General features: G+C 56.9%; 24 protein-coding genes. 8 read left to right on the forward strand and 16 right to left on the reverse strand.

All coding sequences use genetic code 11. The annotated features are described in order from the left end of the window. Positions 1-6 precede the first annotated feature (6 nt). Complete coding sequence (locus ABRP86_RS07570; protein WP_284784644.1) at positions 7-516, reverse strand: polyadenylate-specific 3'-exoribonuclease AS; 510 nt, start codon at positions 514-516, stop codon at positions 7-9. A 75-nt stretch (positions 517-591) separates the two neighbouring features. Between ABRP86_RS07570 and ABRP86_RS07575 the strand changes: the two genes are divergently transcribed. After that, positions 592-1,779, forward strand: coding sequence for a glycosyltransferase 87 family protein (locus ABRP86_RS07575; RefSeq protein WP_349863515.1), 1,188 nt, complete (start codon positions 592-594; stop codon positions 1,777-1,779). Here ABRP86_RS07575 and ABRP86_RS07580 read toward each other — a convergent pair. The 6 genes from ABRP86_RS07580 to ABRP86_RS07605 all read right to left on the reverse strand — a co-directional run bounded on the left by ABRP86_RS07580 (position 1,685) and on the right by ABRP86_RS07605 (position 7,475). Then, positions 1,685-2,776, reverse strand: coding sequence for an acyltransferase family protein (locus ABRP86_RS07580; RefSeq protein ID WP_349863518.1), 1,092 nt, complete (start codon positions 2,774-2,776; stop codon positions 1,685-1,687). The two genes, ABRP86_RS07575 and ABRP86_RS07580, sit on opposite strands and share 95 nt — an antisense overlap. Positions 2,777-2,841: 65 nt before the next feature. After that, positions 2,842-3,582, reverse strand: coding sequence for a lysophospholipid acyltransferase family protein (locus ABRP86_RS07585; protein WP_349863520.1), 741 nt, complete (start codon positions 3,580-3,582; stop codon positions 2,842-2,844). Positions 3,583-3,605: 23 nt separating this feature from the next. Further along, complete coding sequence (locus ABRP86_RS07590; RefSeq protein ID WP_349863522.1) at positions 3,606-4,538, reverse strand: ROK family protein; 933 nt, start codon at positions 4,536-4,538, stop codon at positions 3,606-3,608. A gap of 38 nt (positions 4,539-4,576) precedes the next feature. Continuing rightward, positions 4,577-5,680 carry a glycosyltransferase family 4 protein gene (locus ABRP86_RS07595; RefSeq protein ID WP_349863524.1) on the reverse strand — a complete coding sequence of 368 codons (1,104 nt, stop codon included), beginning with the start codon at positions 5,678-5,680 and terminating at the stop codon, positions 4,577-4,579. Continuing rightward, entirely contained in the window at positions 5,681-6,724 is a 1,044-nt protein-coding gene (locus tag ABRP86_RS07600; RefSeq protein ID WP_239269953.1) for a C40 family peptidase, read from the reverse strand. A 121-nt stretch (positions 6,725-6,845) separates the two neighbouring features. Beyond that, on the reverse strand, positions 6,846-7,475 hold the full coding sequence (locus ABRP86_RS07605; RefSeq protein WP_239269954.1) for a C40 family peptidase: 630 nt from the start codon (positions 7,473-7,475) through the stop codon (positions 6,846-6,848). Between the two features lie 1,095 nt (positions 7,476-8,570). On the opposite strand from ABRP86_RS07605, the gene ABRP86_RS07610 reads away from it, so the two are divergent. Further along, positions 8,571-9,101, forward strand: coding sequence for a hypothetical protein (locus ABRP86_RS07610; protein WP_349863527.1), 531 nt, complete (start codon positions 8,571-8,573; stop codon positions 9,099-9,101). A gap of 607 nt (positions 9,102-9,708) precedes the next feature. Here ABRP86_RS07610 and qcrB read toward each other — a convergent pair. From qcrB to ctaC, 6 genes are all read right to left on the reverse strand, one after another. Beyond that, a complete protein-coding gene (qcrB, locus tag ABRP86_RS07615; RefSeq protein WP_023023124.1) occupies positions 9,709-11,331 on the reverse strand; it encodes a cytochrome bc1 complex cytochrome b subunit in 1,623 nt (540 codons plus the stop codon). Continuing rightward, positions 11,331-12,551, reverse strand: coding sequence for a cytochrome bc1 complex Rieske iron-sulfur subunit (gene qcrA, locus ABRP86_RS07620; protein ID WP_034659105.1), 1,221 nt, complete (start codon positions 12,549-12,551; stop codon positions 11,331-11,333). The genes qcrB and qcrA overlap by 1 nt, the downstream gene beginning before the upstream one ends. Next, entirely contained in the window at positions 12,548-13,435 is an 888-nt protein-coding gene (qcrC, locus tag ABRP86_RS07625; protein WP_005283937.1) for a cytochrome bc1 complex diheme cytochrome c subunit, read from the reverse strand. Before qcrC ends, qcrA begins: the two co-directional genes overlap by 4 nt. A gap of 56 nt (positions 13,436-13,491) precedes the next feature. After that, positions 13,492-14,103 (reverse strand): aa3-type cytochrome oxidase subunit III, encoded by a 612-nt coding sequence (gene ctaE, locus ABRP86_RS07630; RefSeq protein ID WP_369707792.1) that lies wholly within the window; start codon positions 14,101-14,103, stop codon positions 13,492-13,494. Between the two features lie 540 nt (positions 14,104-14,643). Further along, positions 14,644-15,075: an aa3-type cytochrome oxidase subunit IV gene (gene ctaF, locus ABRP86_RS07635; RefSeq protein ID WP_023023132.1), complete on the reverse strand. Its 432-nt coding sequence runs from the start codon at positions 15,073-15,075 to the stop codon at positions 14,644-14,646. A 19-nt stretch (positions 15,076-15,094) separates the two neighbouring features. Then, complete coding sequence (ctaC, locus tag ABRP86_RS07640; protein ID WP_023023134.1) at positions 15,095-16,168, reverse strand: aa3-type cytochrome oxidase subunit II; 1,074 nt, start codon at positions 16,166-16,168, stop codon at positions 15,095-15,097. 388 nt (positions 16,169-16,556) lie between these two features. Here ctaC and asnB point away from each other — a divergent pair, with 388 nt between their 5' ends. Continuing rightward, positions 16,557-18,479, forward strand: a complete 1,923-nt coding sequence (gene asnB / locus ABRP86_RS07645; protein WP_349863530.1) for an asparagine synthase (glutamine-hydrolyzing) — start codon at positions 16,557-16,559, stop codon at positions 18,477-18,479. 92 nt (positions 18,480-18,571) lie between these two features. On the opposite strand, the gene ABRP86_RS07650 is transcribed toward asnB, so the two are convergent. After that, on the reverse strand, positions 18,572-18,916 hold the full coding sequence (locus ABRP86_RS07650) for a HesB/IscA family protein (RefSeq protein WP_005283948.1): 345 nt from the start codon (positions 18,914-18,916) through the stop codon (positions 18,572-18,574). A gap of 142 nt (positions 18,917-19,058) precedes the next feature. Here ABRP86_RS07650 and ABRP86_RS07655 point away from each other — a divergent pair, with 142 nt between their 5' ends. Beyond that, the gene (locus tag ABRP86_RS07655; RefSeq protein ID WP_349863533.1) at positions 19,059-19,739 is read left to right on the forward strand and encodes a DUF3043 domain-containing protein; all 681 of its coding nucleotides are present in this window, start codon (positions 19,059-19,061) and stop codon (positions 19,737-19,739) included. A 12-nt stretch (positions 19,740-19,751) separates the two neighbouring features. Next, entirely contained in the window at positions 19,752-20,528 is a 777-nt protein-coding gene (locus tag ABRP86_RS07660; protein ID WP_349863536.1) for a nicotinate-nucleotide--dimethylbenzimidazole phosphoribosyltransferase, read from the forward strand. A 37-nt stretch (positions 20,529-20,565) separates the two neighbouring features. Here ABRP86_RS07660 and ABRP86_RS07665 read toward each other — a convergent pair whose 3' ends face one another. Then, a complete protein-coding gene (locus ABRP86_RS07665; protein WP_349863539.1) occupies positions 20,566-21,660 on the reverse strand; it encodes a branched-chain amino acid aminotransferase in 1,095 nt (364 codons plus the stop codon). Between the two features lie 105 nt (positions 21,661-21,765). On the opposite strand from ABRP86_RS07665, the gene ABRP86_RS07670 reads away from it, so the two are divergent. Both ABRP86_RS07670 and ABRP86_RS07675 read left to right on the forward strand, forming a co-directional pair. Then, positions 21,766-23,262: a leucyl aminopeptidase gene (locus tag ABRP86_RS07670; protein ID WP_023023143.1), complete on the forward strand. Its 1,497-nt coding sequence runs from the start codon at positions 21,766-21,768 to the stop codon at positions 23,260-23,262. Between the two features lie 38 nt (positions 23,263-23,300). Beyond that, on the forward strand, positions 23,301-23,837 hold the full coding sequence (locus ABRP86_RS07675) for an isochorismatase family protein (RefSeq protein ID WP_349863542.1): 537 nt from the start codon (positions 23,301-23,303) through the stop codon (positions 23,835-23,837). A gap of 5 nt (positions 23,838-23,842) precedes the next feature. On the opposite strand, the gene ABRP86_RS07680 is transcribed toward ABRP86_RS07675, so the two are convergent. Next, positions 23,843-24,253, reverse strand: a complete 411-nt coding sequence (locus tag ABRP86_RS07680) for an oxidoreductase (protein ID WP_349852654.1) — start codon at positions 24,251-24,253, stop codon at positions 23,843-23,845. Positions 24,254-24,378: 125 nt separating this feature from the next. On the opposite strand from ABRP86_RS07680, the gene ABRP86_RS07685 reads away from it, so the two are divergent. After that, on the forward strand, positions 24,379-25,350 hold a 972-nt coding region (locus ABRP86_RS07685), incomplete at its 3' end, for a biotin/lipoyl-containing protein (protein ID WP_349863544.1).

Here is a 25,350-nt window from a genome sequence, read left to right on the forward strand (position 1 = left end):
TAACTGCTAGAAATTGATTCTATTACCCTTGGACAAGGGCAAGACCTCGGTGCAGGCGCGGAATTTGGCGAGGTTATGGCGGGCATCGACAAGCGCATCGTGATTGCCCTTAGGCACGGCCGGCAAGCTGGGGCGGCCGGCGAACTCCCACAGCTGCTTCAGCTCGCGGGTATAGCGCGGCAGGCGCTTGGGCAAGCTTGCCATATCGCCCCACAGCTGTGCCAAGACCACGTGGTCATACGCGCCGACCCAAGCCCATAATTCAATGGGCGTAGAGCTGCGCGTTAGAAACTCCAGGATTTCCGTGCGGATGGTGCGCGCAGGCTTCCATGCGGAATCCTGGGGGCTGGGCAGCTTAGCCAACACGTTTTCCTTGACCCAAGAATTGGCCTTAGACGGGTCAAAATCCGTGGATACGGCATAATATTCACTTCCATTTTCACCGACGATGCCGATGGAGACCAATTCAATGGTCTTGCCATCCTCGATAAATTCGGTGTCATAGAAGTAACGCACATTTTACAACCCTAGCGCTGCGGCGATGGGCGCGGGAAATTGGCCCCACGATCACGCCACTGTAAAATTTTGCGGGTGAGCAGAACCGATAATAAAGCCCTGTGGACCACCGCCCTCCCCCTAGTCCTGTCCGCGCTTGTGGCGCTGTGGTGGATTATCGATATTCCTGCCTTATTCTCGGGCGAGTTTCGCGCCTTTTACCACATTGACCTCGATGTTTACCGCGAAGGCGGGGCCGGCTTCGGCAGCGATCTTTATGATCGGGACTATTTCGTAGGCACCGACCGCAATTTTTCCCTGCCATTTACCTACCCACCGTTTGCAGCCCTGCTCTTCGCCCCGCTGCAGTGGATCCCCCTCACCGCTGCCGCCGTAGTAGTCACGGTCCTCTCCGTACTCGCATTGTGGGTGTGCATTACGCTGGTATTGCGCTCCCTAAACAGCCAGGAATGGGCGGCCTGGGGGCTTTTTGCCGCCATGCTGGCCGAGCCAATCACGCAGACTTTTAGCTTTGGTCAGATCAACATCCTGCTGACCGCACTCGTGGTCATCGATTTGCTGTGGGTGAAAAAGGCCCGTGGCATCCTGACCGGCATCGCCATGGCCATCAAGCTCACCCCGGCGGTCTTTTTGGCTGTCTTCTTTGTCCGCCGCGAATGGAAGGCCTTCTTTACCACCCTGGGTTCCTTCGTGGCCGCCGGCCTTATCGCCTTTGCCGCCAATCCGCATAGCTCGATTGAGTATTGGACCTCCACCTTGCGCGATTCCGAGCGCATCGGCGGCCTAGCCTATAGCGCCAACCAGTCCTTGCGCGGCTTGTTTACCCGCCTCAGCCCCGATAACGCAGAAACCCTGTGGCTCGTTGGCGTCATCGTCGTCATCGCAATTGTGTGGTTTGCCATGGAGCGCCTTTCCCACGGCAATCAGGTCGTGCTCATGCTGCTGGCAGCGTCTGTGTCACTGCTGTGCTCCCCCGTATCGTGGTCGCACCACTTTACCTGGCTGGTATTAGCGGGCGTCTACTTAGTTGCCAGCCGACGCTGGACCCTAGCGGCTCTCACCTGGCTGGCGCTATTTGCCCGCGGCCACTGGAAAGTTCCGCATACCGAAGACCAGGAACTGGATTGGACGTGGTGGCAGCACATCGTTGGCAATGATTACGTCATCATTACCGTGCTGTTAGTTGTTTGTTCGCTACCATTGGCTCTACGGCGGGGCGGCGCCTACCGATCCGCGGCGGAACCAGCGTCCAGCCAAGGATAGGGACCTTTCCCAGCGCCCACAGCGCAAGGGAGGAAATGGCCGTAAAGATAAAGCACATGGCGATCCAGAACCACGTGTTTTCCAGCGGCCACGACCCAGCCAAAGACACAGCATAGTCATGATGCGCCATGTAGTACCCATAGCCTACGGTCAGGCCGATGGGGTGCGAGAGATAAATCGGCAGCGTGTGCCGGCCGACGAACTTCACGCCTTCTGCAATCCACGGAATGTGGCTAATGAGCACGGCCCCAACGATTCCCGCGGGAACCTCTAGCACCTGTTCCACGAAGCGCACTAATAGGTTTATATCTCCCCAACCCAAAAAGTCCGCGCCCAGCAGGGGCCAGTTAAAAGCAATATCAGAATCGTTGCCGTCCCACGCGTGGCGCAGGGCCAGGCCTGCACAATAAGCGCCGATGGCCGTGGCATACGCTCCAACACTGCGCACGGTCCACGAGCCGCGGAATACCTCTTCTGCCGCAGCCGCAAAACGGGTAATCGGTTCGCGAAGGTAGGCGGCGCCTACAAAGATGGGAAGGAACATTATGGCCTTGCCAATAAACTGAAACTGTTCCTGCCAGGCAATAAAAATAACAGGGGTAAAGCTCAGCCCGATGCCCGCCCACGCAGGCAATTTGCGCACACACCACAGAAATAGGTTGAACAAAATGAGCGCGTGGATAAACCACGCCATCGTATGGCCAAGTAAAAGATTTTGCAGCATCTCGGTCATACCCATGGAGGAGTCACCGAAAACCCACTGGTATTCCAGCTGTTTGGTCAAATGCTCCACGGACATCCACACCAAATAAGGAATGAGGAAAAACCAGAGCCGGCGGGTAAATAACTCCGCGAAACTGTAACGAAAGACTTTATAAGAGAAGTAGCCGGAGACCAGAAAGAACAGGGGAAGGCGCAGGGGGTCGAGATAGGTATTGAGAGTTGCTAGCCACGTTTGTTCGGCTCCTGGCACCTTCAGCGTGATGTGTAGGAGCACCACGCCGATGATAGAAATTCCTTTTGCGGTATCCGGCCACGCTAAGCGGGCCTGAGGAATTGTAATTACCTCCCTTTAATCTCCGCACCGGCGGGGTACCCGTGGCCGGCCTTTAATGATTCCTTTACATCAGCCGCATAGACATCCACGTAAGGATTGTCAGAGAGCTCGGCTAATGTCCCCATGACCATGTCCGTGAACGCGCGAATGGTCTCGTGCTGTTGCGGATCTAGGCCGTGTTCGCGCGCCCAGTCATGCGGGTAAATAGGGTCTCCCACTCGCACTCCCACCTTGGCGGGTCGGACAATCCACGAACCGATCGGGTTAGCCTTGCGGGAATTGATCATAGCGATGGGATAGACCGGCTGATTGGTCTCCATGGCAATGCGCCCCATCCCGGTACGCCCCTTGTACACACGTCCATCTGGGGACCGGGTGCCCTCTGGGTAGATACCAAAGAGATCACCGCGCCCCAAAATCTTTCGCGCGGTCTCGAGCATGGCCTGGCTAGCTGATTCATGATCCCGTTCAATGGGAACTTGCCCGACGGAGCTGAAAAACCATTTCTGCATGCCGCCCACGAGGCCGGGGGTGGTGAAGTACTCTGACTTGGCCAAAAAAGTAATTTGGCGCGGGCACAGCAGGGGGAAGAAGAAAGAGTCCATCACCGCTTGATGGTTGGATACCAAAATCGCGGGACCCTCAGCAGGGATTTTTTCCATTCCTTCTGACCAAGGGCGGTTCCATACACGCAGGGCGGGCCCGAAAAAGATGTGCTTAAACGCCCAGTACCATTTGTTTTTCATCTCCAGCTCGTCCTTCGCTCATTCTAGTGGCCGCGGCGGGCCAGGTCAGCTACGCCAATCATACCTGCTGCCGAGCCCAATTCCGCGGTTGCAACGCGAGCAAGGGGGCGATGCCCAGCGCCGACTATATCCCGGCCCATGGCAGCGGTGGCTTCCTCTAAGTACATATCCGCATCTTGGGACACCCCGCCGCCAATGACAATGAGCTCTGGATCGAGCACATCAGACACGATGGATAAGCCTTGGCCCAACCACTGCCCAAAGTTCTCCATTACCGCAATACCGAGTGGGTCTCCCCCACGTGCTGCGCGTGCAACCTGCTCACCGGTGGGATATGGCGGCAAGGAGGTCTCATAGTCTGGCCGCAGTTCGCGCGCGGTATCCGGCAGGGCCGTGCCTGAGGCATAGCGCTCCAAACAGCCCCGTTTGCCGCACGAGCACTGCCTGCCATTCGGCACCACGACGATATGACCAAATTCCGGAGCAGTACCAAAGGCGCCTCGGTAGATGGTGTCATGGGTCATTAAGGTCGCGCCGATGCCGGTGCCGACCGCAAAAAATACCCAATCCTTCGCGCCGCGCCCTGCGCCAAAGCGCCATTCTCCCCAAGCGGCGGAGTTGGCATCGTGCTCCAGCCGGACATGCAACCCCAAGCGCTCCGCAAGGTTTTTCCGGACGGGCGCATTCCGCCACGGTAGATGCGGGGCGAAGCGGACTGTCTCACACTCTGGGTCTAGGAATCCCGCCACGGCAAGGCCCACCGCGCCCACGGGATAGTCTGCGCGCAGCTCCTCGACGATTGCTACCAGGTCATCATCAAGTTGGCGCGGATCCCCCGAGGTTGGCATGGTGCGACTCGCGAGGATTTCTCCGTCTCGAGTAATTACTCCACCGCGCACATTGGTGCCACCGACATCGAAGCCGATAGTAAGATCGGCGGAGTTATTTTCAAGCATGGATATCAGAATATACCGACAACCGGGCCAGGGTCACATCAAGCCATAAGCTTTCTCAGCCGCTGCCCCATAATCTCCCAGCTCCAGTGCTTTTCGACGTGCCTGCGTCCCGCCTGCCCCATACGAGTACGTATTTCTGGCAAACGCAAGAGCTCTTTCAAAGCATCCACGAGCTCATCAACAGATATGCCCTTGACGACGATCCCCGTCTCCTTCGTAATAGTCTCCGGCGCTCCCCCAGAGTCACCAGCGACGACTGGGACCCCGCAGGCCTGTGCCTCTAGGTAAACAATCCCCAAGCCTTCCACGTCCAAGCCTCCGCCGCGTGTGCGGGCTGGCATGGCAAAAATATCCGCGGCGTGAAGCGCGGTTTCGATGTTGGGGGCCGGCTGAATCACTGCATCGGGGCAATAAAGCTTCGCCAATTCTTGCAATGCATCGTGATAACGCCCGCGCCCAATCAACAGCAACTGCGCATCGGGGAATTCTTTTCTGACCTGCGGCATCGCCCGCAATAATTGGTCTTGCCCCTTGCGCGGGACTAACCGGGAAATGCAGACGATGGTAGGTCCGCTCACTCCAAACTCCGCCTTCGCTGCTATGCGCTGCGCAAGGGTTGCGGGAGAAAGCGAATCTAGACTGACCCCAGAAGGCAGGTGAGCCCACTCCGGGTGCGGACCAAACGGCCCGCGCAGGCGCCGTAGAGTGTAATCCGAGATATACGTAATGACATCGGCGTTATTGCCAATCAGCCGCAGGCATTGCCGGGCCAGTGGAACCATAGACCACCCCACCTCGTGGCCATGCGTCGTTGCCACCACGCGGCGCGCCCCCGCCTGACGCGCAGCCTTTGCCATCAGCGCCAGTGGTGCCGCCGCACCAAACCACACGACGTCAATGGCTTCCTGCCGGATGATCTCCTGCATGCGGCGCGTGGTTGCCGGGGTGGGCAGCATCACGCGATGTGGCCACCGAATGACTTTATAGGCAACAGAGGCGTCATAGTCCTCAGGTGGCTGTTGGGTTGAAGCGAATACTACGACATCGTCTGGGTCGAGCGCTTCTAGGTAGTCCCGCAGGTAGGACTGGATTCCTCCGACTTTGGGAGGAAAGTCATTCGTTACCAGCAGTATGCGGGCCACTTAGAATCGCGCAGTCCCCGAAATAGGCATCGAGTTGAGTGGCACGACCTGAACTGGCACGCCATAGGTCGAGGCGTGTACTACCTGGCCGTTGCCAATGTACATTCCGACGTGGGTAACTCCTGGGTAGTAGCCCACGATATCGCCAGGCTGCAGCTGATCCACCGGCACGGACGTGCCACCTGCAATTTGTGCTTGCGAGGTACGCGGAATGGTCTTTCCAATCTGCTGGTATGCCCAGTACATCAGGCCAGAGCAGTCGAACTGGTTCGGACCGGCAGAACCCCAGCCGTAGGGCGAACCCAACTTGGACAGAGCCGCAGAGCTAGCGCCATCGGCGATCTCTCCCAAGTCGAAATCCAGCTTATCCGTGCCGCCGAATTGTCCTTCCCAAGCTTCGCGCTGCTCATCGCTCAGCGCATCCACTTGAGCTTCGATATCTGCCTGCTGCTCTTCCAGCGCATCCTTTTGCTTTACCAGTTCATCGCGCTGCTTTTCGAGGTCCTTCTTTTCCTCGCGCACCTTTTTCGCAGCGTCAGCGGCTTCTTGCTGAACCGCTTCAGCCATTGAGGCTGCATCTGCCTTGGCATCGAGGGTGCGTTGCGCCTTGCGCGAAAGCGCGCCCAAGTATCCCATGCGCTCTACGGCGTCTGCTGGGTCTTCTGCAGCCAGCGCGCCCGAAACGGCGGAACGGGAGTCTCCCCGGTAGCGAGACTGTGCCAAGTCGTCCACGCGACCTTGCTGCGTGGAGACATCGCCCTGCGCGTCATGTACGCGTTTTTGGGCCTCTGCGGAGTCTTGCTCCGCTTGAGCGACCTCTTCTTCCTTGGCCGCGAGCTTATCTTCTAGCTCTTTGACTTCCTCATTCTTCGCCGAGACCTTTCGAGCAACCTCTCCGACGCGATCGACCAGATCATCGACGTTTTCAGAAGCAGACTCTTGGTTCGGTTCCGCCTCCTGCGCAATAACTTGCGGGAGGCCAGAAAGTGAAGTGACAGCGAGGACTGCGGTTAATGCAGCAGCTGGGAGCACACGTTTAGACACGAAAAGACCTTCAACTCAAAATTTTCAAAAATCGAATTTACTATAGCGGGTTTTAGCCGCCGTTGCACAACAAAACCCTTCCCTTTTTCACAAAGGGAAGGGCATGTCATATCACTGCCAATTAGAAGCGCACGGCATTGTTAATCGGCATGTAGTTCAAGTCGCGCTCCTGCACAGGGGTGCCGGAGTTAAGCGCGTCAATGATGGTGCCGTTGCCGGTGTAGATACCGACGTGGGAAGCGCCACCGTAGTAGGAAATGATGTCACCAGGCTGGAGCTGGTCCAAGGAAACAGGGGTACCGCCAGCAGCCTGAGCCTGGGAGGTACGCGGAATCTGAACGCCAGCCTGGGAGTAAGCCCAGCTGGTCAAACCGGAGCAGTCGAAAGCGTTCGGGCCAGCAGCGCCGTAAACGTACGGCGAGCCAAGGACGGAGCGTGCAGCTTCCAGAGCCTTCTGACCAACGGTGGACGGGGCCGGAGCAGCCTGCTGCTCTGCAGCAGCGACGAAATCGTCGCCACCCTGGTTGGAAACCTGGCCCAAGGACGGGACGTACTTGTCAATGTTTGGGACCTGGTCAATGTTCGGGACGTTTTCCAGACCGGCAACCTCGAAACGGTAGTCGGTATTAGGAACAACGACCTCGGCAGCCTGAGCGACGCCTGGGGCGGCGACGGCTGCGGTTGCAGCGATGGCTGCAGTAGATGCGATACGACGGGTATTTACAGTGCCCTGACGACGGTGCTTTGCCACGAGAAAAACTCCAAATCTTCCTACGCGTCTACTTTCCTTGTAGAAAAGCTCTGACCCTAGGGCCTAGTGTTCATTGGAAGACCGTTCCTTTAGGCCTTCCTCCACTCGGCCCCTCACTAGGAGGAGCCAGATGCGACGCTTTAAATTTTCATTTCCTATTGAGCACCTTTCGGGCGGTAACTCAATGTCTCGAATAGGTTACGAAATCATCACAATCAATGTCCATTCGCAATCTCGGATCCGGCTTCGTTACACGTTCGTTATCTTATTTTGACCAAGCCGAGACAAACGCACCATAACGAGCATCCAATAAAGTTATTACTGAATTTTAAAGGGGATACACTGCAGAAATGGCCGAAACTCACACACTCCGCAACCGGCGATTTACTCTTCAAACTCCAAGTAAAGAGCGCCAAAAATATTATATGTGAGGTTCCTCACATACGCTTTGGTTTGGTCCCTTCCGTGTCATCAGACTCATTCTTTAACAGACCCTAACTATTCAAAAGATACTTAACCACAGTCTGCAACTGGCTAACATTGCTTGGAAAATGCGGATCACAAACTGAGCTTCAGGCCCCTTCTCGCTATACAAGACCAGTTACTGCTCGTCTATACCCACCCCTTCAACGTGCAACATCGGAACAACCCCTTTTTGCCGTAAGGTCCGGCGACAAAGCTGCTTTCTTTGGCTTGTTTAGAAAGTTGCCCCCTATGCCGCGTGGGTCCGCCTGGTATGCCCAGAAATTCTGCAGCTTTATCATTCCTCAGAATGAACCATCTAGTGTCAATCCCAGCACCAGCCCCTGTCATCCCCGTATGTGCTTGCAACAAACTCGACGGTCACTTCAGTCGCGCTGGTGACTCCTACACGACGAGTGCTATGACTTCACGCTGCCCCAATTGTTCGGTTACATCACCGCATTCGTCACCGTAAACGATGCATCAAATATCCCACAGTGCGGAGGTGCCTACGGGTTCAATTTGTTAGGCTGATAATTGGCTGTCCTAATACTGAATTTCAGCTGAAATTTCAATTACTCCGTGTTGCCATGACCGGAGAGCCATGGCTCGATACACCGTTTACTTTAAAGAATGGAGAAGAAAATGCGTAGAATGCTTACCTTGGGAAGCGCCTTACTGGCCACTTCACTAGCCATCACTGGCTGCGGCTCCTCTGGAGGGCCAGAAAAGGCTCTAAAGAATGCCGCCGACGAGCAAATGGAAGTTCACACAAACCTATTGGAAGCTGCTCAGCAACACCAATCTGGCGACAGCAAAAAGGCCGAAGAATCGGCACACGACTGGGTAGACCAAGCTAATGAATTCCAGACAGATTATCTCTGCAAAGAGCAGCGAAACCCAGTATCCCCAGATGAAGTTGTTGCAACAGTCCAAAGCATGAATCCCTCAGATGTTCCAAGTGAAGACGAGCTCGAAGAGCTAAGGGACAAGAAGGACGATGCGGTCAAAGATCTAGAAGAGTCTGAGTCCTCGTCCGACGATGAAGCCTATGTGACTTCAGATAACGAAGAATTTGCAGACTATTTCAATACCAGTGAAATTCAGTTGAAGAAGGAAGATGGAGACTGGAAAGTTTGCGACAGTTCTTTCCAGCTCTTCTAAACGGTACTCCGGAGAATCAGTTGTTGCTTGTTGCCTTCTCATAAAGCAATATTTGGACTACGAGATTGATGTAGCCCATTGATCGTTGGGGTTACTCTCATCGACTCGCTAACAAAGTAGAAAAGGCCCCCGTTGTATCGGATATAGGCCAGCACTACTCCCCAACAAAAGCATCGGATTCAGACGCCAATCGCACCGATGCTTTTGAATACTGCCTGACGAATCCAGTTGGCTCGCCAGGCAGTTCTTTAGTTTGCTCTCGAGATCATCAACCATGCGCATTAGGCGCGAAGTACCCAGCTTTTACGCAAGCTTTCGCGGGGAAACGTCTGCAGGCCTTCAGCAAGAGCTGAGACTATATATTTTCATTACTGAGATCGCTTAACCGGCGAACTTCTCGCAGCCTCCTTAGAAATCAGTGCGCGAAGTTACCTCTTCCAATCCATACGCACCAGCCTCCTGAAGAAGGGCCTGCGGTAAAGAACTAAGACAGCAGGACCGCCCACATCAAACAATAGATTCAAAACAAATAAGCCCGCTGGCCGCCTAATTTCTGGCGACAGCGGGCTTATCTAGTGAGCGTGTATCGAGCTACCCCAAGGGAAGATTAGATGCGGCCGTTTTCCTCGTCATCACGACGATTAGCCTCATTGAGGCGGCGGAACATCTCCGCTTCCTCTTCGTGGTTCTCCTCGTGAATCTCGTGAACGCGACGCATGAGTTCCGGATCATCCGGGCTGAAGGTGCCCTGAATCTCGGAGTCCGCGTAACCAAGGTGGTTAAGTTGCTTTGGCACCTGAGCGCCTGCGTACTCAAGCGGTACTGCATGGCCGTCCTCGTCAACCGGGCCAAGCGGCTGGTGGACTTCAATAAAGGCACCATTAGGCAGCTGCTTGATAACACCAGTAGCGATACCGTGTTCGAGCACCTCACGGTCAGAACGCTGCAGACCAACACAGATGCGGTAGGTCATGAAGTAGGCAATCGGCGGCAAGATAATCAAGCCGATACGTCCCACCCAAGTCATCGCATTCAGCGAAATCTGGAAGAAGTGCGCAACGTGGTCGTTACCACCGGACAAGGTGACCAACAAGAAGAACACGATTGCTGCAGCACCAATTGCGGAACGGGTAGGAACGTCACGCGGACGCTGCAGAAGGTTGTGGTGCGCATCGTCACCAGTGAACTTCTTCTCCAAGAACGGGTAGGTGATTAGCAGTACGACCATCAGGCCACACAACAACGCGACCCAGAAAGCGGAAGGAATCGTGTAATTGCCCAAGTACAGCTCCCAAGCCGGCATGACACGAGCCACACCGTCTGTCCAGAGCATGTAGATATCGGGCTGGGAACCTGCAGACACCTGGGAGGGGTTGTACGGACCCAGCAACCAGATAGCGTTGATGGTTAGCAAACCGGACATCAGAGCCAGCACACCAGCGACCATCATGCCCATACCAATTGCCTTAGTTGCAAAGACCGGCATAATGCGGACACCGACAACGTTGTTTTCTGCGCGACCCGGTCCAGGGAACTGGGTGTGCTTCTGGAACCAGACCATGATCAAGTGGGCTGCGATAAGGCCCAAGATGATGCCTGGGATGACCAGAACGTGGAGGATGTAGAAGCGGTCCAGCATCAAGTCGGACGGGAAGTCGCCGTTGAAGATGGCCCAGTGCAACCAGGTGCCGATAATCGGCAGCCCCAAGATGATGGCGGACATAATGCGCAGACCGACACCGGAAAGCAGGTCATCCGGCAGGGAGTAACCGAGGAAGCCCTCGATCATGCCCAGCAGGATAAGGGTGCAACCAATAATCCAGTTGGCTTCGCGCGGACGACGGAAAGCACCGGTGAAGAAGATACGCAGCATGTGCGCAACCATCGACATCATGAACAGCAGTGCTGCCCAGTGGTGCATCTGGCGAACGAAGAGTCCGCCACGTACCTCGAAGGAAATATCAAGGGCCGTTGCGTAGGCGCGCGACATCTCAACGCCGTTCAGCGGTGCGTAGGTGCCGTCGTAGATGACCTTCGTAATGGAAGGGTCAAAGAATAGCGCCAGGTATGTACCGGTTAGTAGAAGAATGATGAAGCTGTACAGCGCCATCTCACCGAGCATGAAGGACCAGTGGGTCGGAAAGACCTTGTTCAGCTGCGTCCTTAGCACGCCGGCGGCGCTGTAGCGCTCGTCCATGTTGTTGCCCATTTGGGCGAGTTTATTGCTCATTATGACTTACGCTCCCAGAATGCCGGACCGACAGGCTCAATGAAGTTGCCTTCTGCAACAAGGTAGCCCTCATCGTCCACCGTGATGGGCAGCTGTGGCAGAGCACGGGCGGCCGGGCCGAAGACCGGCTTACCGTAGTGCAATGCGTCGAACTGCGACTGGTGGCAGGGGCACAGGATTCGGTTGGTCTGTGCCTCGTACAACGACGTTGGGCAACCAATGTGAGTACAAATCTTGGAGTAGGCGTAGTAATCGCCGTGGTGGAAGTTTTCCTGCCCCTCACGCTCGATCGCCTTCTGCGCATCGGAGTGGCGCAGACGAATCAACATCACAGCGTTGCGGTTGCCGTGGATGGAGTGCATGTGGTGCTCGTATACGTCGCGCTTAGCGTCGTACTGGTCACCATCGTTGACGTCTTCTTCCGCGAGCGGGAAGACGGTTTCCATACCGCCGGCAGCCAAGTCCTCGGGGCGAACGCGCACTAGGCGGGTAACGCCTTCGGTGGTGTAGTGTTCGCCGGACTCGCCGGAGTGCTTCTCAGCGATGGTGCCGGTGTCACGAGCGAGGTAAAGCTTTACGCCTTTCTCGTGCATCGTCCAGCCGGAGGTCCACAGCGTGCCGTCACCGGCGTAGTTCACCTCGTGGCGAACCTTCCATGGATTGCGGATTGCGCCGGCAAGCGGGGCGATAACAGTCAAGCCGAAGAGAACGCCTGCACCACCGAGCAGACCTTGGATGGTCTTGCGGCGGCCGAGAGTGGAGGTCTTCCAAGAATCGTTCAAGAGAGCGGTAAGAGTACGGCGGTCAACTTCTTCGGAAGGACCATCGTGGCGACGCTGCACGGAGATTTCTTCCGGCAGGATCTTCTTCACGTACTGAACGATGGCAAAGCCGAGTCCGAAAATGGACAATGCAGCGGTAATACCAAGCAGCGGGGTGTAGAGAGTGTGCCAGACGAGGCCGTCCTCCCCTAGCTGCTTGTACTGCCAAGGCCAGAAGAGGTAGACGCCCAAGAAAGCCAATCCGCCGATAACGGAGAGTGCCAGCCAAATGGCGACATTGCGACCCGCACGCTTTTCCGCGGGGTCACCTTCAACCGGGAAACGCTCCTTGCGGAACGCTACGGTGACATCATCGAGCTCGGTACCAAGTGCAGCAAGTTCATCATTGCTCATCTTATCGAGCTCTGCGTCAGTGTAATTCTTTTTCACATTGCTCATGAGCGCGATCCAATCCACATAGCAGCGGCGCACAGTGCGCTGATACCAATAATCCACATTGCCAGGCCTTCAGCCACTGGGCCGAGACCGCCAAGGTCCCAACCGGCAGGAGACGGAGTCTCTTCTGCAGACTTCAAGTAGGCGATGATGTCCTTCTTTTCATCTGCAGTCAGCTGACGGTCAGAGAACTTTGGCATGTTCTGCGGACCAGTCAACATTGCCTGGTAGATTTCCTGCTCGTTAGCAGGTGCCAGCTCCGGGGCGTACTTACCGGAGGACAGCGCGCCACCCTGACCGGTGAAGTTGTGGCAGGATGCGCAGTTCATGCGGAAAAGCTCAGAGCCCTTGGCAACGTCTTCGGCCTGAATCTGGCCGTTGTAGTTGGCGCCGCGAAGGGATTCTTGGGCGATGCTTCCATCGTCGTTGTAGACAATGTCTGCGCCGCCGCCGTTAGCAGCAACATAAGCGGCCAGCGCCAAGGTCTGCTGTTCGGTGTAACGAGGAGCCTTGCGCTCTGCCTGTGCGTCGTTGGACATCATCGGCATACGGCCGGAGTGAACCTGGAAGTACACAGAGCCGGCGCCGATACCTACGAGAGAGGGGCCACGGCCTTCGATGCCTTGCAGATTGGCACCGTGGCAAGTGATACAAGCGGTGTCGTAGATGTCCTTACCCTCTTGCACGAGGGCTTGATCATCTTTTTCCGCCGTAGCGACCTGAGCGTCAGGCGTCAAGGCAGAGGCCAAGACGCCAGCGCCGGTCAAACCGATGGCCAAAGCAAAGCCACCTGCAAGGGTGCGCTTCGCCTTGCGGCGACGGCGGGTCTTCTTAGCCGAGGCAGTGGTCTGCTCCACTGCCGCGGACTGCGAATTGTTATCCATCATTTTCCTTTAGATAACTCGAACACGGGAGGACTGTTTTGGGGAGAGGGTCGCCGACACTACTGAATCAAGTAGATAACGGTGAACACACCGATCCACACAACGTCAACGAAGTGCCAGTAGTAGGACACTGCCATCGCGGCGGTAGCCTGTGCCGGCGTGAATTTAGACTTAGCGATACGCGCCAGGATGATTGCAAAGGAAATCAAACCGGCGGTTACGTGCGCAGCGTGGAAGCCGGTGATGATGTAGAACACCGAACCAAAGACGCTGGACTGTACCGTCACGCCTGCGTGAATCAACTCAGCCCACTCAAACGCCATGATGCCCAGGAAGACAACACCCAATACCAGCGTGATGGTGTACCAGAGTCGAAGCTTGTAAACGTCACCCCTTTCTGCGGCAAACACGCCGAACTGCGAGGTCACGGAGGAAGAAATCAACACTGCAGTAATGAGAAAGCCCATTGGCAGGTTGATATGGGCAGTGTGCTCTGCCCAATCGCCTTCCTGGCCGTTCGCTCGCGAGGTGAACCACATCGCGAACAGTCCGGCAAAGAACATCAATTCCTGAGACAGGAACACGATGGTGCCCACGCTGACCATATTGGGTCGGTTCAGCGAGGCAACACGTGGTGCTGTCATACCTTGGTTAGAAACTACGCTCGTCACAGTGGTAATTATGGCTGTTCTGGACGCTAAAGTCACTTCAATTCCCCCCGCTTCCTCTATTCGGTTTTCACTAAATTGCCAGCTACCGATAAGGAATATCTTGAGGCCTATCAAGATTAATAACGCGGGAACTTTTTGCATTCTTTTACGACGGGACATCAACGCAGGTGACGCCCTTAAACTTCATCTATGGCCACGATGCCCACCGTTTCAACTACCTCGCTCACGTTGATTCGACCCTCTTCCGCAACCGGTTTCAGCAAATTTCTTAGAGAGATAAATCACACGGCGGTTTCCGGGGAAAATCGCTCTTTTGCAACTTTCGGTTGACCCCCGCAGAAATTGCGGTTTACGTGCTACGATGCGCTTTTGCTGCCCACTTAAAGCCTGGGCGCAGCCCCTCTCCCCCTCCCATAAAGAAATTGTGGAACCTCGGGAACTTTTCTATTTGATTTACGACGCGGATCGCCAAAGCCCTCCTCACCACGGCGTGGTGAGGAGGGCTGAGAAGTTTTGGCAGTGGTTGCGACTAGCTAAGTACTAGTGCTTTTCCTTAGGCAGGCCATACTGCAGGGACAGGCCGGCGCAAGCTGCAATCAAGCAGACAGCGCCCAAGGCGATGAGCCAGTAGTAAAGGAAGATGACGCCTAGGCCCAAGAAACCGATGGAACCAGCCATGGCCAGTGGCCAGATGGAGCTCGGCGAGAAGAAGCCCAAGATACCAGCGGAGTCTTCGGTCTCTGCTTCTTCCCAGTCTTCCGGTAGAACGTCGCTGCGGTTATCGGTGAAGTGAAGGTAGCCGCCCAGCATAAGGCAGAGCACGACGGAGAGGAACATACCCACGATGCCAACCCACTCGGCGCCGTAGAGGTAACCATCATCCTTCACGAGGGTGACGCCAAAGATATAAACAATCAGCGAGACGAAAAGGTAAGTCGCGATTGAGTAAAAGACTTTCGATGTTGCACGCATTGTGTAATGTCCTTATCTCTTATGCCGCGGTCTTGACGGAGTTGTCACCATCGGCGGTGTCACGCTCGCCGGAGAACGGGTGGGTGGTAACTGCGTACGGATCCTGGCCAATTTCCTTCAACGCCTCAGCGTTGGTGGCATTCGGGTTCTTCTCACGGAAGTCCATGTAAGCATTGAAGTCCTCTGGGGACACAACGCGAATCTCGAAGTTCATCATGGAGTGGTAGGTACCACACATCTCAGCACAGCGGCCAACAAAGGCGCCTTGCTTATCAATCGATTCGATCTGGAAGCTGCGCTCCTGGGCGTTGGCCTCAGGGTGTGCGTACACGTCGCGCTTGAACAAGAACTCCGGTACCCAGAACGCGTGAGAAACGTCAGCGGAAGCCAGACGGAACTCGATGGCGGTATCGGAAGGAAGCACCAGAACCGGAACCTCTTCGGTGGAGCCTACGGTCTCAATCTTGTTGTAGTTGAGGTAGGAAAGGTCGCCCTTGGACTTACCGTGAATTGGGTTGGGGTTGTCCACACCCTCAGGGTCATGGGCGGTCTTTTCCGCTTCAGCCTGACGCGCTTCGTCCGCACCGTTGTAGTTCTCACCATTGACGTGGTTCTCGGCGTAGCCGAACTTCCAGTTCCACTGGAATGCCGTGACGTCAACGGTAACCTTTGGATCCTTATCCAATGCGGTGACCTTCTGCTGGGTCTGCACCGTGAAGAAGAACAAGGTCATAATGATCAAGATCGGAACGATGGTCAGCACCATCTCCAATGGCACGTTGTACTGCGTTTGGCGCGGGAATTCACCCTTGCCATCTCGCTTGGCCTTCTTCGCGCTCCAGCGGAAGATTGCAGTAAGGAAGAGGCCCCACATAACGAAGCCGACAATCCAAGCTGCTACCCAGACCCAGATCCAGAAGTTGTACATTGCCTCAGCCTCAGGGGTCACACCCTTTGGCCAACCGAATCCCAGGAGGTTCTCTACAGCAGTTGGCGCCTGAACGTCACAACCAGCCAGGGCGAGACCGCCTAGGGCAAGTGCGCCAGCTACGCCCGCCTTACGGGCGAAGGTGCGCTTATTACGCTGTCCCACGTGTGTTCTGCCTTTCTGTCCACACAAACTTCTCGAATACTCACAGAGCACCCTTACCCAATCAGAATAATGGATAAATGCTTGGTTCCCAGCCTTTTTGAAGCTTTAAAGGAGACCCAGGGCGCTCAATTTATATCCACGATTCAGTAGGTTACCGCCCCACCTGCACAATGTTCCAACCGCACCCCCTGTCTGCGCCTTCACCATGTGCCTTAACTCACAGGGTGCTGTTCCAGCCATCATCCGAAAGTTCGCACCCTTACGGGGAAGCTTAATTTAAGCTTTTCTACAGCTTCTTCCAAACCGTGGCGCTTTCTGGTTTCCACCCCGCGCACCGTAAAGTAGGACAACGAGCACTAGTCGCTTAATTAAAAGGAGCTATCTTTACATGTGCGGACTTCTTGGCATGCTCGCGGCCACCGGTAACGTGGACAAATATGTCGACGCGCTGGAGCGGTCACTTCCTTGCATGCACCACCGCGGACCGGACGCAGCCGGCACTTGGCATGATGGCGACGCCGCCTTCGGCTTTAACCGCCTGTCCATTATCGACTTGGAACATTCCCACCAGCCCCTGCGCTGGGGCCCGGAGGACGAGCCTGAACGATATGCCCTTACGTTTAACGGCGAGATCTACAACTACGTTGAGCTCCGCGAAGAACTTAAGGCTTTGGGCTACACCTTCTATACGGAAGGCGACGGCGAGCCCATTGCGGTGGGCTACCACCACTGGGGCAAGGACGTCGTTGAGCACCTCCGTGGCATGTTTGGCATCGTCATTTGGGATACCAAGACCAAGACAATGTTTGCCGCGCGCGACCAGTTCGGCATCAAGCCGCTTTACTTTGCCACCACGGACGCTGGCACGGTCTTCGCCTCCGAGATGAAGTGCATCCTAGACATGGCTGAGGACATTGGTCTATATCTCAGCCTTGACCGACGCGCCATTGAGCACTACGTAGACCTACAACACGTACCGGAACCGGAATCGTTGCACGCCAATATCCGCCGCGTGGAATCCGGCTGTACGGTCACCTTGAAGCCGGGCGAGGACGTCGTATCCGAGCGCTACTTCAAGCCACGTTTCCCGGTCCAGCAGGTGCCTGAAGGCGAAAAGCAGCAGCTTTTTGACCGCATTGCAGAAGCGCTGGAGGATTCCGTCGCCAAGCACATGCGTGCCGATGTCACCGTTGGTTCCTTCCTCTCTGGCGGCATCGACTCCACCGCCATCGCTACCCTGGCCAAGCGACACAACCCAGATCTGCTGACCTTCACCACTGGTTTCGAGCGCGAAGGCTATTCCGAGGTGGACGTGGCCGCAGAATCGGCGGCAGCCATCGGCGTAGAGCACATCGTGAAGATCGTCTCGCCGGAAGAATACGCCGAGTCGATCCCAAAGATTATGTGGTACCTGGATAACCCGGTCGCCGATCCTTCCCTCGTGCCGCTGTACTTCGTGGCCCAAGAGGCCCGCAAGCACGTCAAGGTGGTCCTGTCCGGTGAGGGTGCCGATGAGCTTTTCGGCGGCTACACCATCTATAAGGAGCCACTGTCGCTCGCGCCATTCGAGAAAATCCCTTCTCCGCTGCGCCAGGGATTGGGCAAGCTTTCCCGCGTGCTGCCGGAAGGCATGAAGGGCAAGTCCTTGCTCAACCGCGGCTCCATGACCATGGAGGAGCGCTACTACGGCAACGCACGCTCCTTTAACTTTGAGCAGATGCAGCGCGTTATCCCATGGGCCAAGCGCGAGTGGGATCACCGCGAGGTCACCGCGCCCATCTATGCGCAGTCGGAAGACTTTGACCCAGTAGCCCGCATGCAGCACCTTGACCTATTTACCTGGATGCGCGGTGACATCCTAGTCAAGGCTGATAAGATCAACATGGCCAACTCCTTGGAGCTGCGCGTGCCATTCCTAGATAAGGAAGTATTCAAGGTCGCAGAATCCATCCCGCATAACCTGAAAATCTCCCACGGCACCACCAAGTATGCGCTGCGCAAGGCCATGGAACAGATCGTCCCCGCGCACGTGCTCAACCGCAAGAAGCTGGGCTTTCCGGTTCCCATGCGCCACTGGCTCGCCGGCGACGAGCTCTACGGCTGGGCGCAAGACACCATCAACGATTCCCAGACCGAGGACATCTTCAACAAGAAGGAAGTTCTGGAGATGCTCAAGGAGCACCGCGATGGCGTCTCCGATCACTCCCGCCGCCTGTGGACGGTGCTTTCCTTTATGATCTGGCACGGCATCTTTGTGGAAAAGCGCATCGACCCGCAGATTGAACAGCGCGACTACCCGGTCAAGCTTTAACCTGGGCTGGGTAAAGTTCCACACCGAGCTTTAAAGACATAAAAAGAGGGTGAGCGCCGAGAAGCACTCACCCTCTTTCTTTATCCTTCTGTTTAGTTGAAGGAATCGCCACACGCGCAGGAGCCGGTGGCATTCGGGTTATCGATGGTAAATCCCTGGGACTCGATGGTGTCAGCGAAGTCGATCTTGGCACCGGTAAGGTACGGCACGGACATCTTGTCCACGACGAGCTTGATTCCACCCACCTCGTCGACCTTGTCGCCATCAAGGCTGCGGTCATCGAAGTAGAGCTGGTAGCGCAGGCCAGCGCAGCCGCCGGGCTGCACTGCGATGCGCAGGGAGAGATCGTCGCGGCCTTCCTGATCAAGCAGGCCCTTTGCCTTTGCGGCTGCGGCCTCGGTCAGAATGACGCCGGTTTCGGAAACTGGAGCGGTCATCACTTCTCCTCAAATGTGTCTTGGTTGCGTAGCCACTACCCTACCCGCATCTACGAGGAGGGAAAAGGTAGCCCATAGTAATAACAACGCCGTGGGCGGGCCTATTCCCTTCTTGGGGTCGAAACCTTGTAGTCTGATCAGCGTGAAACTTCCGTGGCAAAAAGATGACAAGACCTCCCCTGAATCCGCTCCCGCGCAGGAAGAAGTTCAGGAAGAACCCCACCGCAAGGGGTATACCCCTCCGAAGGGTCGTCCCACGCCAAAGCGCCAGGAACAGGAAATCGCGCGCGGCGTGAAGCGCGATCCACATGGAGTATCCGATGCGCAGCGCTATAAGCGCCGCAAGGAACTCAAAAAGTCCATGAATAAGGACGAGTGGAAAGAATATAAAAAGCAGGAACGCAAGGAGCGTAACCAGCGCAACCGCGAAAGCCAGGAGCGCATGGCCGAAGGCGATCCACGCTTCCTCCCAGCCCGCGACCAGGGTGAAGAGCGCGCCTACGTACGCGATTGGATCGATGCCCGTCGCACGCTTTCGGAATGGGTGATACCGATGGCGCTTGCCCTTATCGTGGTGGTTTTCGTGACCTATGCGGCTCCCAGCATCGCAGGCCTTATCAACGCGATTGCCATGGTGGTCATCCTTATCTTCGCCATCGACGGCATCTGGCTGGGCCGCCGTGCTAATAATGCGGTCCGCAAGAAGTTCCCCGGCACCACCGCGACCGGCTTTGGCTTAGGATTTTATGCATTTTCCCGCGCCAGCCAGCCCCGCAAGTGGCGCATTCCTCGCCCGCGCGTCGAGCGCGGGGCCGACGTTTAAGGAAGCACGCTCATGGCTGATTCCCCGCAGCTTTCCCACTACGGCCGGCTAAGCGATGCCGCACAATGGCTAGCCGCCTGCCAAGATCGCTCCCCCGCTTCCGAGCCTCAGCGGGTGCGGGCCATCATCTTTACCGAGGACGGTGAAGGGATCCCACAGGCCACGGAGACCGCTGCGCGGCGGGTTGGGGCCAGCATTAAATCCGTCACGGTGACGGATTGCTCCACGGCCTATGACCTAGGCGTACAGACGGCAGATGCGGAAATCGATGGCGGTGCGGATCTGTTGATACCTGGCGGCATCGACAGCACGCAGGCTGCCGCGGCCGTCACGGGGGTTCTGGCGCAGGAGGAGCCGGTGGTGGTCGTCGGCAAGCAGCCGAGCGTCGAAGCCTGGAAGGCCGAGGTTGCAGCCATTCGCGATTCCATGTTTCGGATGCGCGGTCTGACTGGGCGGGCGCTCATTAAGGCCAGCGGCTCCCCCGTACTGGCCGCGCTGGTGGGCTTTATGTCCCAAGCTGCGCGGCGGCGCACGCCCTTGCTTGTCGATGCCCCATTAACCGCCACCGCTGCCGTGTGCGCCGCTGAAGACACGCGGATCCACGACTGGCTCCTTGCCACCAATATCGCGCCGCAGCCCGCTCACCGGCTGGCCTTAAAGAAGCTGCGACTGGATCCCCTGCTGGATCTGCAGATGGAGCCGGCGCCGGCGCTCGGCGCCTTGGCTGCGCTGCCCCTTTTATTCCTGGGCGTAGAAATTACCGCGGACGCCACACAGGCAGAGGCCTAGCCACGCGCTGCATCGCACCGCAGCTCAGCCAAGCGCACTAGACCAGAGTGTGCAACCAGCCATGGGCATCCTCCACGGCGCCGCGCTGGATGCCGGTCAGGCGCTCGCGCAAGGCCATGGAGACCTCACCGGCCTCGTTATCGTTGACGCTGAAATCGGTGCCGTCACCAATGACGCGCCCCACCGGCGTGATAACGGCAGCGGTACCACAGGCAAATGCCTCAGTCATCTTCCCTGATTCCACATCGCGCTGCCATTCTTCGGCGGTGATGCGCCGCTCGCTTACCTTGTAGCCCTTGTCTTCGGCGACCTGCAGCAGGGACTGGCGGGTAATGCCGGGTAGCAGGGATCCGGAAAGAGCTGGGGTGACGATCTCGGCGTCACTGCCGGTGCCGTAGACGAACATGAGGTTCATCCCGCCCATTTCCTCGATGTACCGGCGTTCGATTGCATCCAGCCAGACCACTTGGTCGCAGCCCTTTTCTTCGGCCTGCGCCTGCGCCAACAAGGAGCCAGCATAATTGCCGGCGAATTTCGCGGCACCGGTTCCGCCCGGCGCGGAGCGGACATAGTCAGTAGACAGCCATACCGAAACCGGCTTAATGCCGCCGCTAAAATACGCACCGGCGGGCGAGGCCAAGAGGATGAAACGATACGCATTGCCCGGGTGGACACCTAGCGAGACCTCAGTAGAAATCATAAAGGGGCGCAGGTAGAGCGACGCTTCCCCGCCTGCTTCCGGTACCCAGCTCTTATCGATGTCCACCAACTGGCGCAGTGCCTCAATGAACTCTTCTTGCGGTAGCTCAGGCATCGCCAAGCGCTGCGCCGAATTAATAAAGCGTTGCGCGTTTTGATCGGGGCGGAAGGTAACGATGGAATCATCGGGCTGCCGGTAGGCCTTAATGCCCTCAAAGACGGCTTGGCCGTAATGGAAGACATTGCTCGCTGGGTCCATCGTCAGTGGGCCGTAAGGGCGGACCTGCGCATCGTGCCAGCCCTTCTCCGTGGACCAATCAATGGTTACCATGTGGTCCGTAAAGTACTGGCCAAAGCCGGGATTGGCCAGGATTTTGTCTAAATCCTCTGCCGCCGTTGGTTGATTCGTACGGGTAATCGTGTAATCAAGCATGCCCACAATCTACTCCTTTTATCTATAGCCGGGTAGGAATATGTTCACTTTAGCGCGGTATTATGGGCGAAAGTTTCATTAGTACCAATTAAAAAGGAGGATATTATGTCTCAGCACGCTGTACCCGCACGTGGGGAATTTCCGGAACTTACGCTAGAAAAGAAGGCTCCGAAGAACACGCAGGCCCTACTTATCGCGGCATTCGAAGGCGAAGATGGCATTGAGCTTCCAGGAACCTCGCTGCTCAAGTCAGCCGAGCTGCGGGAAGCGTACGAGTCTCTCATTGCCGTGGGGGCAACCGGTAAGGCCAACGAGGTCACCCGCATACCCGCCCCCAAGAAGGCGGAGGCAGATTCCGTCATTGCCGTCGGCCTCGGCGATGCAGAGGACCTCGATGCAGAAACCTTGCGCCGCGCCGCCGGCAGCGCCGCACGCTCGATTTCCAAGCTGGAAGAGGTAGCCACGTCCCTGGGGGATTTTGGAATCGCGCCCACTGTAGAAGGCCTCATCTTGGGCGGCTACAAGTTCAAGGGGCTGCGCTCTAAGCCCGGCAAGGATTCCGAGCAGCCCGCCGCTTTTACCGTGGTGGCAGAAAAGTCCGCGCGCGAGGAGCTCGAGGCAGCGAAGATCACCGCAGAATCCGTGCTCATTGCCCGCGATCTGGTCAATACCCCGTCGAACCTGCTGTACCCAGAGTCTTATGCAGACTTCCTCTCCGCCCAGGCTGAAGAGGTAGGCCTCGATGTAGAAATCTTGGATGAAAAGGCATTGAAGAAGCAGGGTTTTGGCGGCATCACTGCGGTTGGTCGCGGTTCCGCTCGCCCGCCGCGCTTGGTGCGCCTGAGCTGGAGCCCAAAGAAGGCAAAGAAGCACGTGGCGCTCGTGGGCAAGGGCATCACCTTCGATACCGGCGGCATTTCCTTGAAGCCAGGATCTGGCATGTGGGACATGATTTCCGATATGGGCGGTTCCGCTGCTATGGCCGCCTCCATCATCGCCGCGGCAAAGCTCAACCTGCCAGTGAAGATCACCGCTACCCTGCCGCTGGCGGAAAACATGCCAGGCGATAATGCTACCCGCCCGGGCGATGTCATCACCCACTACGGCGGCATTACCTCTGAGGTACTCAACACCGATGCAGAGGGCCGCTTGGTGCTTGCCGATGCCATCGCGCGCGCCAGCGAGGATAAGCCCGACTTCCTCATCGAAACCGCCACGCTGACCGGCGCCCAGATGGTCGCCTTGGGCGGGCGCACCGCCGGCGTCATGGGTTCGGAGGACTTCCGCGACCGCATGGCCAGCATCGGCCGCGAGGTAGGCGAAAACGCATGGGCCATGCCGCTATTGGAAGAGCACGATGAATCCGTGAAATCCGCCAGCGCAGATATCCGCAATATCAACGCCAAGCGCGAAGGCGGCATGGAATACGCCGGTACTTATCTGAAGCACTTCGTAGGCGAGGGCATCGAATGGGCACATATCGATGTCGCTGGGCCTTCCTTCAATACCACCGGTGCCTATGGCTACACGCCAAAGATGGGTACGGGCGTTCCTACCCGCACCGTCATCGCTGCCCTGCGCGAGATTGCTGAATCAAAGTAATACCCCGCGCCGCCGACTGGGCATAAAATAGCGGAGTTATGAACACTGCTTTAATCATCGTTGATGTCCAACACGATTTTTGCCCAGCCGGCGCGCTCGGCACCGATCGCGGCAACGAGGTTGCGGAGAAGATCGCTTCTTTGCAGACCGAGTATGACACCGTCGTTGCCACGCAGGACTGGCACATCGATCCGGGTTCCCACTTTGCGGAGGACCCGGATTTTGTCGATTCTTGGCCGGTGCACTGCGTTGCTGATTCCTATGGGGCCCAGATGCACGAGACCATCGGGCCTGCGCTAGCATATTTCCGCAAGGGCGAATACACCGCAGCATACTCCGGTTTCGAGGGCGCAGCGAACGGCGTTTTGCTCGCAGATTGGCTGCGCGAGCACGCTATCGACGCAGTAGACATCGTCGGCATTGCCACGGATCACTGCGTGCAAGCAACCGCAGCGGATGCTTTAAAGGAAGGTTTTTCCGTCCGCGTCTTAAGCGAGTACTGCTCCCCTGTGGATCCGGACCGCGGGGACGCCGCCCTGGCAAGGCTAGGAAAAGCCGGCGCCACCATTATCTAGGCCGATTAACTTAAGTCTTGCCCCGAATCAGGGTTCTCCCCGCGTTCAAAGCGGGCGCGGCGAAGACGCTGTTCTTCCCTTTTACGCAAGATGCGTTGGCGTTCCATGCGCTCGCGCATGCGTTGGGGGTACCCGGTTTCTTCGACATCAAAAACGTCGCATTGCAATAGTTTTCTTACCGCGTCAATCCCCTTCGGCCCGCCGATGCGCCGGCGAATAAACTCACCATTTTCATCCACCACGACCACAGACATTTCATTGACCACGGTCTCAGGCTCGATAAATGCCTCGACAAATGCCTTATCGGCCGCCCACATTTTGAGCTCTTGTTCATCTTCCGGGCGAATAGTTTCTCCCGGACCGCGGGGCGGTCGCAGTGGCGATCGGGACTTATTGCGGCGGAAGAGGTTGAACATAACCCACTAGTTTACCCGCATGGAGGGTATTACTAACCCCACTACTGCACGATGACGGGCATCACGCTGTAAGATTGTGCGGTAGCGATAGAATACTTCCAACTTTTCGAGGAGTCTTAAAACTCATGGCGAACTCCGTTGAGATGCCCGAGCTGGGCGAGTCCGTAACCGAAGGCACCATTACCCAGTGGCTTAAGTCCGTCGGCGACACCGTCGAGGTGGACGAGCCTTTGCTCGAGGTCTCCACCGACAAGGTCGACACCGAAATCCCTTCTCCCGTGGCCGGCACCATCCTAGAAATCAAGGCCGAAGAAGACGACACCATCGAGGTCGGCGAGGTGATCGCGCTCATCGGTGATGAAGACGAGGCTGGCTCCTCTTCCGATGATTCTGATGACTCCGATGACGATAAGTCTGAGGACAAGGAAGAATCCAAGTCCGAGGAGAAGGAAGAAAAGGACGAGAAGAAGTCTGGCTCTAGCTCCCAGGCTTCTGGTGAGACCACCGATGTGGAGATGCCTGAACTCGGCGAATCCGTCACCGAAGGCACCATTACGCAGTGGCTTAAGTCCGTCGGCGACACCGTCGAGGTAGACGAACCACTGCTCGAGGTCTCCACCGACAAGGTCGACACCGAAATCCCTTCCCCCGTCGCCGGCACCTTGGTAGAAATCCTCGCCGAAGAAGACGAAACCATCGAGGTCGGCGAAGCCATCGCCCGCGTCGGCGACGAAAACGCCGCACCATCCTCCGACGACTCCGACTCCGACGACGACAAGTCCGAAGACAAGGAAGAAACCAAGTCCGAAGACAAGGAAGAGTCCAAGTCTGACTCCTCTGCCAAGTCCTCCGGCGAAGCCACCGATGTGGAGATGCCTGAACTCGGCGAATCCGTCACCGAAGGCACCATTACCCAGTGGCTCAAGTCCGTCGGCGACACCGTCGAGGTAGACGAACCACTGCTCGAGGTCTCCACCGACAAGGTCGACACCGAAATTCCTTCCCCCGTCGCCGGCACCCTGGTAGAAATCCTCGCCGAAGAAGACGAAACCATCGAGGTCGGCGAAGCCATCGCCCGCGTCGGCGACGAAAACGCC

The sequence above is a fragment of the Corynebacterium sp. KPL3927 genome (genome assembly GCF_040225835.1).
Lineage (GTDB): Bacteria > Actinomycetota > Actinomycetes > Mycobacteriales > Mycobacteriaceae > Corynebacterium.

What these genes read in the sequence shown, in the direction of transcription:
- ABRP86_RS07585 (WP_349863520.1), bottom strand. Translation starts at nt 3,582, where the DNA reads ATGAAAAACAAATGGTACTGGGCGTTTAAGCACATCTTTTTCGGGCCC.
- ABRP86_RS07610 (WP_349863527.1), top strand. Translation starts at nt 8,571, where the DNA reads ATGGAGAAGAAAATGCGTAGAATGCTTACCTTGGGAAGCGCCTTACTG.
- ABRP86_RS07680 (WP_349852654.1), bottom strand. Translation starts at nt 24,253, where the DNA reads ATGTTCAACCTCTTCCGCCGCAATAAGTCCCGATCGCCACTGCGACCG.
- ABRP86_RS07670 (WP_023023143.1), top strand. Translation starts at nt 21,766, where the DNA reads ATGTCTCAGCACGCTGTACCCGCACGTGGGGAATTTCCGGAACTTACG.
- ABRP86_RS07650 (WP_005283948.1), bottom strand. Translation starts at nt 18,916, where the DNA reads ATGACCGCTCCAGTTTCCGAAACCGGCGTCATTCTGACCGAGGCCGCA.
- qcrA (WP_034659105.1), bottom strand. Translation starts at nt 12,551, where the DNA reads ATGAGCAATGTGAAAAAGAATTACACTGACGCAGAGCTCGATAAGATG.
- ABRP86_RS07660 (WP_349863536.1), top strand. Translation starts at nt 19,752, where the DNA reads ATGGCTGATTCCCCGCAGCTTTCCCACTACGGCCGGCTAAGCGATGCC.
- ABRP86_RS07675 (WP_349863542.1), top strand. Translation starts at nt 23,301, where the DNA reads ATGAACACTGCTTTAATCATCGTTGATGTCCAACACGATTTTTGCCCA.
- ctaF (WP_023023132.1), bottom strand. Translation starts at nt 15,075, where the DNA reads ATGCGTGCAACATCGAAAGTCTTTTACTCAATCGCGACTTACCTTTTC.
- qcrC (WP_005283937.1), bottom strand. Translation starts at nt 13,435, where the DNA reads ATGATGGATAACAATTCGCAGTCCGCGGCAGTGGAGCAGACCACTGCC.
- ABRP86_RS07665 (WP_349863539.1), bottom strand. Translation starts at nt 21,660, where the DNA reads ATGCTTGATTACACGATTACCCGTACGAATCAACCAACGGCGGCAGAG.
- ABRP86_RS07590 (WP_349863522.1), bottom strand. Translation starts at nt 4,538, where the DNA reads ATGCTTGAAAATAACTCCGCCGATCTTACTATCGGCTTCGATGTCGGT.
- qcrB (WP_023023124.1), bottom strand. Translation starts at nt 11,331, where the DNA reads ATGAGCAATAAACTCGCCCAAATGGGCAACAACATGGACGAGCGCTAC.
- asnB (WP_349863530.1), top strand. Translation starts at nt 16,557, where the DNA reads ATGTGCGGACTTCTTGGCATGCTCGCGGCCACCGGTAACGTGGACAAA.